Annotated in this window: 8 protein-coding genes and 1 pseudogene; 3 read left to right on the forward strand and 6 right to left on the reverse strand. The window is 71.3% G+C overall.

What is annotated here, in order from left to right; translation table 11 throughout:
- Window positions 1-176: 176 nt before the first annotated feature.
- The 3 genes from ACZ6SD_RS18250 to ACZ6SD_RS18260 all read right to left on the reverse strand — a co-directional run bounded on the left by ACZ6SD_RS18250 (window position 177) and on the right by ACZ6SD_RS18260 (window position 4,539).
- Window positions 177-2,096: an aminotransferase class V-fold PLP-dependent enzyme gene (locus ACZ6SD_RS18250; protein WP_465318115.1), complete on the reverse strand. Its 1,920-nt coding sequence runs from the start codon at window positions 2,094-2,096 to the stop codon at window positions 177-179.
- 101 nt (window positions 2,097-2,197) lie between these two features.
- Window positions 2,198-3,424, reverse strand: coding sequence for a protein kinase family protein (locus ACZ6SD_RS18255; RefSeq protein ID WP_465318116.1), 1,227 nt, complete (start codon window positions 3,422-3,424; stop codon window positions 2,198-2,200).
- Between the two features lie 173 nt (window positions 3,425-3,597).
- Window positions 3,598-4,539, reverse strand: coding sequence for a DUF389 domain-containing protein (locus ACZ6SD_RS18260; protein ID WP_465318117.1), 942 nt, complete (start codon window positions 4,537-4,539; stop codon window positions 3,598-3,600).
- A 295-nt stretch (window positions 4,540-4,834) separates the two neighbouring features.
- On the opposite strand from ACZ6SD_RS18260, the gene ACZ6SD_RS18265 reads away from it, so the two are divergent.
- A complete protein-coding gene (locus tag ACZ6SD_RS18265) occupies window positions 4,835-5,824 on the forward strand; it encodes a helix-turn-helix domain-containing protein (protein ID WP_465318118.1) in 990 nt (329 codons plus the stop codon).
- A gap of 39 nt (window positions 5,825-5,863) precedes the next feature.
- Here ACZ6SD_RS18265 and cobA read toward each other — a convergent pair whose 3' ends face one another.
- Complete coding sequence (cobA, locus tag ACZ6SD_RS18270; RefSeq protein ID WP_465318119.1) at window positions 5,864-7,081, reverse strand: uroporphyrinogen-III C-methyltransferase; 1,218 nt, start codon at window positions 7,079-7,081, stop codon at window positions 5,864-5,866.
- 49 nt (window positions 7,082-7,130) lie between these two features.
- Window positions 7,131-7,646 carry a winged helix-turn-helix domain-containing protein gene (locus tag ACZ6SD_RS18275; RefSeq protein WP_465318120.1) on the reverse strand — a complete coding sequence of 172 codons (516 nt, stop codon included), beginning with the start codon at window positions 7,644-7,646 and terminating at the stop codon, window positions 7,131-7,133.
- Window positions 7,647-7,902: 256 nt separating this feature from the next.
- Between ACZ6SD_RS18275 and ACZ6SD_RS18280 the strand changes: the two genes are divergently transcribed.
- Together ACZ6SD_RS18280 and ACZ6SD_RS18285 are read left to right on the forward strand one after the other, a co-directional pair.
- Entirely contained in the window at window positions 7,903-11,481 is a 3,579-nt protein-coding gene (locus tag ACZ6SD_RS18280) for a carboxypeptidase regulatory-like domain-containing protein (protein ID WP_465318121.1), read from the forward strand.
- Window positions 11,482-11,596: 115 nt separating this feature from the next.
- Window positions 11,597-12,229: pseudogene (locus ACZ6SD_RS18285) on the forward strand (caspase family protein); the annotation flags it as partial.
- Here the strand turns inward: ACZ6SD_RS18285 and ACZ6SD_RS18290 are convergent.
- A complete protein-coding gene (locus ACZ6SD_RS18290) occupies window positions 12,214-12,453 on the reverse strand; it encodes a hypothetical protein (protein WP_465318213.1) in 240 nt (79 codons plus the stop codon). The pseudogene ACZ6SD_RS18285 and the gene ACZ6SD_RS18290 sit on opposite strands and share 16 nt — an antisense overlap.
- Window positions 12,454-12,477: the final 24 nt, after the last annotated feature.

Raw genomic sequence — 12,477 nt, forward strand, 5'->3', positions numbered from 1 at the left:
ATGCCTTCGGCCTCACACGTGCGGAGCCAGCTTAGCGATCTTCCTTCTCCCCCGAAGAAACCACTCCACCCCATCGAGCACCTGGCAGCGTTGGGCTTCTGTTGGCAGGAACGTGGGTTCGCCGTTTGGCCCATCCCATCGGGTATTTGGCAGGGGCGTGCGTGCGTGCTCTGCGTTCACATGGCGCGGCGTAGGGCGGCGAGGATCAGTTCTACGCGGTCTGGGCGGGCGTTGTGGCCCATGAGGCCGATGCGCCACACGGAACTGGCGAAGGCGCCTGCGCCTGCGCCGATTTCTATGCCGTATTCGGTTAGTAGGATTTGCCGCACCTTTGCTGAGTCGACGCCGTTGGGGACGCGGACTGTGGTCAGTTCTGGGAGGCGGTGGTTCTCGGCGGCGAACAGTTCCAGGCCTAGATCGGTGAGGCCTGCATGCAATCGCTCCCCTGCCGCTCGGTGGCGTTCGTGGACGGCGTCTAGGCCTTCCTCCAAGATCCGGCCGAGAGCGGCGTGTAGAGAGGCGATCAGGGCCACTGGCGCGGTGTGGTGGTAGGTGCGTCCACCTGTGCCGTCTACGTAGGCGCCGATGAGGTTGAGGTCCAGGTACCACGTTGGTGGGCGTTTGACGCGGCGGTCCCAGGCGCGGTCGGAGATGGTGAAGGGGGACAGGCCTGGGGAGACGCCTAGGCATTTTTGGGTGCCGGAGTAGGCGATGTCGACGCCCCAGGCGTCGATCTCGACTGGGATGCCCGCCAAGGAAGTCACGCAGTCGGCCAGTACCAGTGTGCGCTGGTCGCGCTTGTGGACGGCGGTGGCTAGCGCCTTGATGTCGCTGCGGACGCCGGTCGAGGTCTCGGCGTGGACGGCGGCGACTAGGGACGGCTCCGGGTGCGCGGCAAGCATCCGCTCGATGTCGATTGGCTGGCCCCAGTCGTGGTCGACGCGGACGACGTCGGCGCCGTAGCGGGCCGCGACGTCGACCATGCGTTCGCCGAAGAGGCCGTTGACGCCGACGACGACTACATCGCCGGGCCGCGCGAAGTTGGCGAACGCGGCCTCCATGCCGATCGAGCCGGTGCCCGACAGCGGCAGTGTGCGGGCGTTGTCGGTGCCCCATACCCGGCGTAGGCGCGCGCAAGTCTCGTCCAGCACGCGCAGGAACTCCGGGTCCAAGTGCCCCAGCAGCGGCGCGCACAGCGCCGCGGTGGCCTCCGGATACGGGTTGGACGGTCCCGGCCCGAGCAGCACTCGTTCGATCGTCGCCATGCCCCGCACTTTACGGACGCGCGGCACGGGCTCCGTGGACAGCGTGCCGCTGGGCGGGGCCGAGCGCAGCATGAGGCCGATGGCGTAGGGCACCAGGTCGCGGCCGCGCCGCCACAGCCACGGGATGCCCTTCACGATCAGCCACGCGACGTGCGCGAGCGGGCCCGCGCGCAAGCCGCCCTCGCAGACCAGGCTGACCGGGCGCGGGATCTCGCAGCCGCCCTCGGCCAGCAGCCCGGCCAGGCCGTTGGCCAAGATCCGGTGGCCGTACTCCGACGGGTGCAGCCGGTCGACGCTCCACGTGGGCGGCTCGTACGCACCGGGGAGACGGTCGAGGTCCAGACAGGGCGCGCCGGTCGCGGCGACCACAGCGTCGATCACCTCGTTGAGCCGGTCGATCCGGAACCGCAGCGCGCGGCGCAGCGAACCGGGCAGCCGGAAAACGCGGCCGTGGTCGTGGTAGCGGACCAGCACGACGACCGAGCCCGCCTGGTTCAGCGCGGTGACCACATGGGTCAGGTCCGCGCACATCTTGTCCGGGTCGAAGTCCGACCGCAGCGTGTCGTTCATGCCCGCGATCACGATCGCCGCGTCCGGGTGGGCGCGCAGCGCCTCGGGCAGTTGCCGGTCCCGGACACAGGCCAACCGCGCGCCGGTGAACGAGACGTTGTGGACGCGCGCGCCGAGCGCGGCGCCGAGAAGCGGGCCCACGCCGCGCCACCCGCCGCCGGGCAGCGGGTCGCCGACGCCCACCGTGGTCGAGTCCCCGAGAACGGCGAGCGTGCGCGCCGACCAACCCGGAGACGTGGATGTGGTGCGTTGTATCCCCACCGCTGTCACGGCACAACCATGGCGCGTGCGGGCTCATGCGCGGTGAGTTCGCGGTGTCCGGACAGAGTCAGACCGGAGAAAATCCGGTGCTAGCACAGGTGCTAGTCGAACGCAGGGTAGAGCGGGAGCGAACGACTACCGAAACGGACGGTGAGGGCGGCGACAACGGTGTCGGCGTGGTCGGCGACCGCGTCCGCGCCCGCGCGCCGCGCGGACTTCGCCAAGCCCGCCCACCGGGCCACGAGCACGTCGGCCTGGTGCGGCCGGGCGACCGACCCGCCCGAGCCCAACTGCTCGACGTCGGGGACGGTGAGGAACTGCCACGTGGTCAGCCACACCCAGAACAACTGCGCGTCGAGCAGCTTGGGCAGCAGCACCGCGTCGTCGGCGAGATCGGGCCACATGGTCCGCACCTCGGCCCGCCACGCGGCGAGCATCGCGTCGGTCATCCCCGGCGGCAGCGCGTAGGCGCACCAGCAGGACGGGAACGGCACGGTCAGGTAGGCGGCGTCGAACATCATGTTCCGCACGCAGCCGCCCTCGAAGTCGAGGAACCGCACGCCCCGGTTGGTGATGAGGTTGTTGTCCGGGCAGGAGTCGGACGGGCTGAACGCGCGGTGGCGGGCCGCGTCGAGCAGCGCGAGCGTCGCCTTGGCCGCGTCCACCACCTCGTCGGGGGTCTCGACGTCGTAGACGGCGCGCAGCAGACCGGGCAGCGCGGCCATGGCGGCGGGGCCGTCCACGGTCAGCGGGTCCTTGGACGTGGGCGGGCTGAGCCTGCGCAGCAGCGCGTCGAAGTCGGCTTCACGGCCCGCGGTGCTCGCGTGCAGCTTGCCCAGCGACCGCGCCCAGGACAGCAGCGCGCCCTCGGCGGCGCGCGCGTCGGACCCGTGCAGCTTCTCGGCCAGCGTGGGGGCGCGGCCGAGGTCTTCCATGACGAGCAGGTTCGTCCCGCTGTCGTGGGCGAACAGCTCCGGGCACATCCGGTCTTCCGCCGCGAGCGCGGTGAAAAGCTGGTAGCTGACCGCCTCGCGGACCCAACTGTCGCGTGGACTGGTGCCCGGGGGCTGCACATAGCGCTTCACCGCGAGAGTGCGCGGGAGCGAGAACGGACTGGCGGCGACCTTGACTCTGAGCACGATCGATCGCTCGCTGCCGCCGAGGTCTTCCGGCTCGGCGAGGCTGATGCGCGCCCCGAAGCGCTTGCTGAGCACGGACTCCGCGGCCACGACCGTCGCCAGCACCTCTGCCCGCGCGGAGTGGTCGGCGTCGCCGGTGCCGTCCGGATCGCCGGTTTCCGGCGGATCGGCGGCGATCTCCACACTCATCTCCTCTGACCCTACTCCCGATCGTAGGTGGCCCAACCGGGCCCGGTCAGCACTTCGCCCATATGACCGTAGTGCTGTCAGTCGAAACGACGCGACACACCTGGCAAAAACTCACGAGGTCAATCGTGTTTCAGTGTGACGCCCACGGAGAGTCCTCCTCTGGCAGGAAGGAGTCACCCCGCGGACAACGGTCTTCCCGTATCGCCCGAGACCGTTCCGCGACGGCGCAGCAGCAGCACGACGGCGGCGGCCAGCACGATACCTGTCAAGTTGACCGCCAACTGCCCCGCCGAGCCAAGCACTTTCGCCCATTCGCCCAGAATGGCGGCCACGCCGATGTACCCGGCCGCGGGCACGGTGGTGACCGAGATGAACACCCCGACCAGCGCGGCGGACTTCGCCGAGGTCATCGACAGCATCCCCGCCGCGCCCGCGAGCACCGCGACGATCAGCGACCACGGGCCGACCTCGTAGACGAAATCGACCTGGTGGTCGCCCGCGATCGCGCTCGCGTCGAACAGTCCGGCCAGGTTGCCCAGCCAGGTGCCGCCCGCGGTGATGGCGATGGCCAGCGGGAAGCCGACCAGCAGCGCCATCGTCGCCCGGCGGGCCAGGTCCCGGCGACGGCGCACCAGGCCGACGGCGAGCGCGGCGAGCGGCCCGAACTCCGGGCCGACGACCATGGCGCCGACCATCGTGACCGGCGAGTCGGTGATCACGCCGACCGCGGCGAGCAGGCAGGCGATGGTCAGGAACGACAGATAGGTGACGTTGAGCCGGGACTCCTCGCCGGTACGCGCGACCAATTCCTCCCACACCACGGCGTCGGCGGCCTCACCGGGCGCGGCTTCCTCGGCGCGGTCGGCGGCGTCGGACAGCGCGGTGTCGATCTGCTCCAGGGTGATGCCGCCCGCGCGGTCGATCCCCAGCCCGCAGAGCTTGCCCAGGATCTCGTCCGCGGCCTCGCGGGCGAGATCGGCTTCGACCACGTCGCCCACCGGGTCGATGGCCGCGTCGGGGAACACCACCAGGTGCGTCGCGCCCGCGTGGCCGCGCAGCACGGCTAACGCGTCCTCGGTAAGCGTGGTCGGGCAGACGATTCTGAGGTGCAGCACCTATCGCTCCCGGGTCAGGACACTGTGCGCCGGTCAGGCTAGTCACCCGCGCAAGAGGGAACCTCATCAGGCTTGTCCGCGACCCCGGTAAGCCCTCACTGTCCGGGACGGGGGGATAGATCCTTTCGGCCGTCCCTCCTGGACCAAAAGGGGGTATAACGACGGACCCGATCGGGTCATCTTGTGACTGCGGGCAGTGAGGTGGTTACCCATGAATTAACACTACGGCTACCCAGCGGCGTTCTCAGGACGTAATGTGCACGTCAGGGCGTATGGGGTTAGCCAGGGAGTGAACATGGGTAGCGGTATCACCCGCGAGCCAGTTCGTGAACTTCACCAGAACGGGAGTGTTCGCCAGGCGATGACGGCCGGTGGGCCGGAGTCGGCGGCCGCCGACGCGTTCCCCGCCGCGCTGCGGTCCGCGATCCAAGCGAGCGGCCTGAGCCTGGACCGCATCCAGTACCGGCTGCGGGCCCGCGGCGTCTCGATCAGCGTGACGGCGCTGAGCTACTGGCAGTCCGGCAGGCGCAGGCCCGAGCGCGCCGAGTCGCTGGCCGCGCTCGGCCACCTCGAAGACGTCCTCGGCGTGTCCACCGGGTCGCTGATCGCCCTGCTCGGCCCGCCGCGCCCGCGCGGCCGGGTCAACCGGGAATCGTCCCGGCTGACCGTCGAGGCGCTGTGGGGCAACAGCGAGCCCGTCTCGCACCTGCTGCGCCGCATCGACTTCACCACCGACACCGCGCTGGCCAAGCTCAGCCAGCACGACAAGATCGAGATCGCGGGCAACCGGGGCGAGAAGGCCATCTCCATCCGGCAGGTCTTCCGCGCCGAGCGCGACGGGGCCGACCGGACGCTGATGGTCTACGACCTCGAACTGCCGGGCAGGCCGTTCCCCGAGATCACCGCGGGCGACACGTGCCGGATCGGCCGCGTGGCCCAGGACCCGGGGGCGGGCCTGATGGCCGCGGAGATCCTGCTCGACCAGCCGCTCAACCGGGGCGAGACGACGATCGTCGACTACGTCCTGCGCCACCCCGGGCCGCCCTACTCCCGCGGCGACGACAGCTACTGCCGCAAGTTCACCAGCCCGGTCCGCGAGTTCGTGCTCGAACTGCGCTTCGACCCCGCGGCGCTGCCGGTCTACCTGGAGCAGTACACCGTCGACACCGACGAGCAGGTCACAAACCGGCGCAAGCTAGAGCTCAGAGCGGACGGGCGGGCGCACGCGATCGCCCTCGACTTCGGCCCCGGCATCCAGTGCGTGCGCTGGGAGTGGCCGGACTAGCGCGCCCGCGAGCCCGGCCCAGCCCCTCAGCCCAGCCCCTCAGCCCAGTTCCGCCGCCAAACCGGCGACCGGCCCGATGATGGTGACCGCGGGCGGTCGGATGCCCTCGGCGAGGACGTCCTCGGCGACCGAGGCCAGCGTGGAGCGCAGGACGCGCTGGTTGCGGGTGGTGCCCTCCTGCACGACCGCGACCGGGGTCGCGGCGTCCCGGCCGCCCGCGACGAGGGCCGCGGCGAACTGGTCGAGCTTGTCCACGCCCATCATCAGCACGATCGTCCCGCTCAGCTTGGCCAACGCCGACCAGTCGGTGAGCGAGGCCGGGTCGTCCGGGCCGACGTGCCCGGACACGACGACGACCTCGTGCGCCACGCCCCGGTGCGTCACCGGGACGTCGGCGACCGCGGGCACGGCGAAGGCCGAGGTGATGCCCGGCACCACCGTGACCGGGACCCCAGCCCGCACGCAGGCGATCAGCTCCTCGAAGCCGCGGCCGAACAGGTACGGGTCGCCGCCCTTGAGCCGCACCACGAACTTGCCCGCCTTAGCGTGCTCAATCAGGGCGTCGTTGATGGCGTCCTGGCTCGCCGAGCGGCCGTAGGGGATCTTCGCCGCGTCGATGACGGTCACGGTCGCGGGCAGCTCGTCCAGCAGCTCACGCGGGCCGAGACGGTCGGCGACCACGACGTCGGCGCGGGCCAGCAGCCGCCTGCCGCGCACGGTGATCAGCTCCGGGTCGCCGGGGCCGCCGCCCACCAGCGCCACGCCGGGCAGCTCCGGGCCGCGGGCCTGGTCGGCGACCCGGCCCTCGCGCAGCGCGTCGAGCAGGCCGTCGCGGACCGCGGCCGAGCGCTGGTGGTGCCCGCCCGCGAGGACGCCGACCAGCAGGCCCTCGTACTCGCCGCTGGCCGGGGTCACGGCGCTGCCCGCGCTGCCCGCGTCGGCGCGCACGCAGAACACCCGCAGCCGCTCGGCCTCCTCGGCGACCGCGGCGTTGACCTCGGTGACCGAGGTGCAGCAGAGCACGTACCAGGCGTCGGCGAGATCGCCGGACCGGTAGGGCCGCTGATGCCAGGTGATCTCGCCCGCCTCGGCCATCGCCTGCACGGACGGGGTGACCTCGGGCGAGACGACCTCGATCGACGCGCCGGAGCCGACCAGCCGGGGCAGGCGCCGCTGCGCCACGGTTCCACCGCCGACCACGACGACGCGGCGGCCCGCGAGATCGAGGCCGACCAGGTAATGCTGCTCTGCTGCCATGGGGGACAGCATGCCGGGTCAGCGCCGCCGATCAAGTCGGCGGCGTTCGTCAGTGTGACGGAAGTGGCACCCCGCCGACCTCGCCGACGGTCAGGCGGTAGCCGACGCCGCGCACCGACTCCACCCGCACCTCGGACGCGACCTCCCGCAACTGGCGGCGCAAACGCTTCACCGCCGACCCGACCGCCTGGGTGTCGCCCACGTACGGCCGCCCCCAGACGTGCGTGGTCAGCTCGGCGAACGACCAGACCCGCCCCGGGTCCGCGGCGAGGGCGAACAGCAGGTCGAACTCCCGGGAGGACAGCGGGACGCCGCCGCCGCGCCAGGTGGCCTCGCGCAGGTCCGCGTCGAGCCGCAGCTTGCCGTGCTCCACGACGCGGTGCGCGGCGGGCCTCGGCGACGGCGGCGCGGCCAGAGCGGCGCGCAGCGCGCCCGCGTCGGGCAGGTAGAGCACCGCGGCGCGGCCGCCGGTCGCGGCGGCCACGGCGGCCAACTCGTCCGCGCTGGTCCCGACGCACAGGATCAACGGCGAGTCGAACTGCCCGAACACGTCCACGGCGTCCACCGAGCGCCCACCCCCACCAGATCCGGCGATCGTCATCACTAACCGAGACGTCCTCGATAAGGGTTGGCGCGTTACAAGAACGGGGGTCAAGGCAGGGCGAAATCTGCTCCTTGCCCGCTAAAAGCCCCGATACCGCCCGGTGCGACGCCTTCACGCGGCCCACGTGATCCGGCAGCGTCAATGGGAACCGGCAGTCATCGATCGACTACCGAAGGTCACCCGCGCGACACCCCGCCGCGAGATCGGAGCAATCGCCTTGCGTCCCCACCTGCCCCCTCCCCCTCGGCGTGCCGCCCGGCAGACCTGGCTCGCCCTGGTCGCCGCCGTGCTCGGCCTGCTGACCACGCTCACCGTCGCGGCCGCGGCCACCCCCGCGGCGGCGGACCCGAACGCCAAGATCGACGCCTCGGTCGCGCGAACCCTCGCCACCAAGGGCAGCGGTGACTTCTGGGTCTTATTCGGCGAACAGGCAGACCTGTCCGGCCCTTCCCGGATCACCGACTGGGCGGCCAGGGGCCAGGCCGTGCTCGACGCGCTGCGGGCGACCGCCGAGCGCGGCCTGGCCGCGGTGCGCGCGGACCTGGACGCGGCCAAGGCTGACTACGAGCCGTACTTCGTCGCCAACGCGCTGCGCGTGCACAACGGGACAGAGGATCTGGCCCAGGCGCTGGCCGCGCGCGGCGAGGTCGCCGCCCTGCTGGCCCCGCGCACCTACGAGCTGCCCACACCCGCCCCCGGCAAGGAGGAAGCGGAGGTCAACGCGGTCGAGTGGGGGCTCGCGGCGATCAACGCCGACGACGTCTGGTCCGGCTTCGGCGTGCGCGGCGAGGGCGTCGTCGTCGGCAACATCGACTCCGGCGTGCAGTTCGACCACCCCGCGCTGGTCGGCAAGTACCGCGGCAACGCGGGCGGCGGGACGTTCGACCACGCCTACAACTGGTTCGACCCGTCGCGGGTCTGCCCGACCGCCGCGCCCTGCGACAACAACGGCCACGGCACCCACACGATGGGCACGATGGTCGGCGACGACGGCGCGGCCAACCAGATCGGCGTCGCCCCCGGCGCGCGGTGGATCGCGGCGAAGGGCTGCGAGACCAACAGCTGCTCGGACACCGCGCTGCTGGCCTCGGGCCAGTGGATGCTGGCCCCGACCGACGCCTCGGGCGCGAACCCGCGCCCGGACCTGCGCCCGCACGTGGTGAACAACTCCTGGGGCTCGTCCAACGGGGCGGTGATCGACCCGTGGTACCGGGCGACGGTGACCGCGTGGCGCGCGGCGGGCATGTTCCCGTCCTTCTCCACCGGCAACTCCGGGCCGGGCTGCGACACCGCGGGCTCGCCGGGCGACAACGCGGAGTCCTACGCCTCGGGCGCGTTCGACGCCACCGGGGCCATCGCGGGGTTCTCCAGCCGGGGGCCCGGCGAGAACGGCGACGTGAAGCCGAATCTGGCCGCGCCCGGGGTCAACATCCGCTCGTCGGTCCCCGGAGGCGGGTACGCGCCGAACAACGGCACGTCCATGGCCGCGCCGCACACCTCGGGCACGGTCGCGCTGATGTGGTCGGCGGCGCCGTCGCTGGTCGGCGATGTGGCGCTTACCGCAGAACTGTTAGACCTGTCCGCGGTCGACGTGGGCAACCTGTCGTGCGGCGGGACAGTGGCCGACAACAACGTTTTCGGTGAGGGAAAGCTCAACGCGTTCGCCGCGGTGGAGCAGTCCCCGCGCGGGCCGGTGGGCACGCTCGGCGGCACGGTGACCGACGTGGACCTCGGCGGGCCGCTGGCGGGCGCGCGGGTCGCGATCACCGGCCCGACCACCCGGACCACCACGACGGGCCCAACGGGCACGTTCGCCGCGACGCTGCCCGTAGGCGACTACACCGTGGCGGTGACGGCGTTCGGGTATGACGGCGCGAGCACGTCGGTAGCGGTCACCGAGAACGCGACCGTCACCCGGGACCTCGCGCTGCGGGCGGTCCCCCGGCACACGGTGACCGGTGTGGTCCGCGATTCGGGGGGCGCGGCGGTCCCGAACGCGACCGTGCAGGTGCTGGGGACGCCGATTCCGCCCGCGCGGTCCGGGGCGGACGGGGCGTACGCGATCCCGGACGTGCCGGTGGGCGCTTACCGGATCACCGCGTCGGCGGGCGGGTGCACTGACCCGCAAACGGTGGACCTCACCGTTGACGCGGATAAGACACTCGGATTCACCCTGCCCACCCGCCGGGACTCCTTCGGGCACCACTGCGCGGTGGAGACCGCGTCCTATGTGGAGGGTGACACCCTGGTGACGCTGACCGGGGACGACGCGGCGACCAGCATCGCCCTGCCGTTCGGATTCTTCTTCTATGGCAGCACTTACCACTCCGCGTTCGTCACCACCAATGGGCACATCAACTTCCTGGCGCGCAGCACGGCGTTCACCAACGTCGCGCTGCCCGCGCCGGGCGCCCCCAACGCGGCGATCTACCCGTTCTGGGACGACCTGCTCCTCGACGCGAACAGCCGGGTCTACACCAAGACCACCGGCGTCGCGCCGAACCGGGAGTTCGTCGTGGAGTGGCGCAACGCGACCTTCTACCAGGCCACGTCGACCCGCGTGGACTTCGAGGCAGTGCTGTCGGAGAACGGTGAGATCTCGTTGCGGTATCGCGGACTGGACCCGGCGGTCCCCCGCGAGACAGGCGTCTCGGCGACGGTCGGCATCGAAAACCACACCGGCACAGTGGGTTTGCAGTACTCGCTGAACTCGCCGGTGCTGTCGGACGCGAACTCCGTGCGGTTCACACCGCCGCCGAGCGGGCTCGTCGCGGGCGCGATCACCGACGCCAACGACACCCTGCCCGTCGCGGGCGCCACCGTGCGGGCGCTGCGCGGCGAGGTCGAGATCGCCCGGGCCACCACGGGCGCGGACGGCGCTTACCGGCTGCGGCTGCTCGCGGGCGAGTACACGGTCGAGGTGGCGAAGGAGAACTACCTCGGCGCCAGCAAGACGGTGACCGTCGCGCAAGACCTGTCCGAGAACGTGGCCCTCAAAACGCCACGGGCGGAGTTGGACACGACAACGCTGACGTTCCTCGGACAGTCCGGCCAACTGCGGACCTCTATGGTCGCGTTGGCGAGCACAAGCGACCTCGCATTGACTTACCAGCTCGCGGATAACGCGCCGTGGGTGTGGGCGGTGCCGGGGTCGGCGACGCTGAAACCGGGGCAGAGCCAGAACATCACCGTCCGCGTCGACCCGGTGGGCCTGCTGCCCGGCGTGCACGAGGCGGCGGTGACGTTGACGACCAACGCGGGCCGCACACCGACCCTGACCATTCCCGTGCGGCTGGTCGTTCCGGCTTACCGCACTGGCGTTAACGCGGGCGGCGGCGGGTTCACCGACCGCAACAGCGACGGATGGTCGGCCGACCAAGCCTGGACGCCAGGCGGATTCGGCTATCTCAGCGGCGGCCCGGTAATCACGACCAAGAAGGAGATAACGGGCACCGACGACGACCTCTTGTACCAATCGCAACGGGAAAGCGCGGGCGGTTACCGGTTCGACGCACTGCCGGGCGGCACTTACCAGGTGGAGTTGGACTTCGCGGAGTTGCGAGCGGGTCTCGTGCCCGGCAAGCGCGTCTTCGACGTCTCGCTGAACGGCGCGAAAGTGCTCCCGAACCACGACATCGCCGCCCGCGTGGGCACGATGGCGGCCGACCGGCACGAGTTCTGGGTGACGGTCCCCGACGGCGGCTCGATCGCGGTGGAACTGGCGGCGCTGCGCGGGAAACTGCCACCGGTGCTGAACGCGGTGCGCGTCACCCACCGGCCGGATAAAACTGACTAGCCCCAGAGAACCCGGATGCCCTCTTCGCCTGGCGGAGGGGGCATCCGGGTGTAACAGGTCGCTCTCGGCGCGCGGTACTTCCGGTGTCGCCGTCCGCCTCGACCTCGGGAACCAGATGCGCCGCTTCGACCCCGACCGCTCCCGAGCCGTGCTGATCGGCATCGGCGACTACACCCGGTTCCCGGCGCTGTCCGCGGTGCCGAACAACCTGGCGGGCATGACCGAGGCGCTGACCTCCCCCGACCTCGGCGGGATGCCGCGCGAGCACTGCGCCGTGCTCGACTCGACCGCCGACGTCCCGGCGATCGGGCGGGCGCTCGCCACGGCGGCGGACGCGGCCGAGGACATGCTGCTGGTCTACTTCGCCGGGCACGGGATGCGCGGAACGAAGCGCGGCGAACTGTTCCTCACCCTCGCCGACACCGACCCGGCGATTCCGGCGTTCACCGCGCTCGACTACGACTCGGTGCGCGATCTCGTCGTCAAGTCGGCCACGGTGACCGTCGTCATCCTCGACTGCTGCTTTTCCGGGCGCGCGACAGCGCCGTTCATGTCCGGCGAGGAAAGCCTGTTGGGCGAACTGGAGATAGACGGCACGTGCGTGCTTACCGCGTCCCCGGCTAACAAGGTCGCGCTGTCCGGTCCGAAGTACAGCGAGTTCACCGGCGAACTCCTGGCCATCCTGCGGGAAGGCATTCCCGGTGGGGAACCCCTTCTCAGCCTGGAGGCGATCTACACGACCCTGCGCAGACGCATGGCGGCCCGCGGTCTGCCGACGCCGCAATGGCTGCGCACCGCGACCGCGGACCTGCTGGCGCTCGCGCCCAACCGCGCCCACGCGCCGCTGCCTCCCGAGCGCTGGAACACCCGACCGCTGCCGAAAACCGCGCGGATCATCGCCCTCGGCTCGATCACCGGGACGCGGCCAGGGCCGGGCGCGCCGCACTTCACCCACATGCTTCCCGCGGCCACACTGGCGGCGATCAGAGAGGCCGA

The sequence above is a fragment of the Actinokineospora sp. NPDC051303 genome (assembly GCF_055586285.1).

What these genes read in the sequence shown, in the direction of transcription:
- ACZ6SD_RS18255 (WP_465318116.1), bottom strand. Translation starts at nt 3,424, where the DNA reads ATGAGTGTGGAGATCGCCGCCGATCCGCCGGAAACCGGCGATCCGGAC.
- ACZ6SD_RS18265 (WP_465318118.1), top strand. Translation starts at nt 4,835, where the DNA reads ATGGGTAGCGGTATCACCCGCGAGCCAGTTCGTGAACTTCACCAGAAC.
- cobA (WP_465318119.1), bottom strand. Translation starts at nt 7,081, where the DNA reads ATGGCAGCAGAGCAGCATTACCTGGTCGGCCTCGATCTCGCGGGCCGC.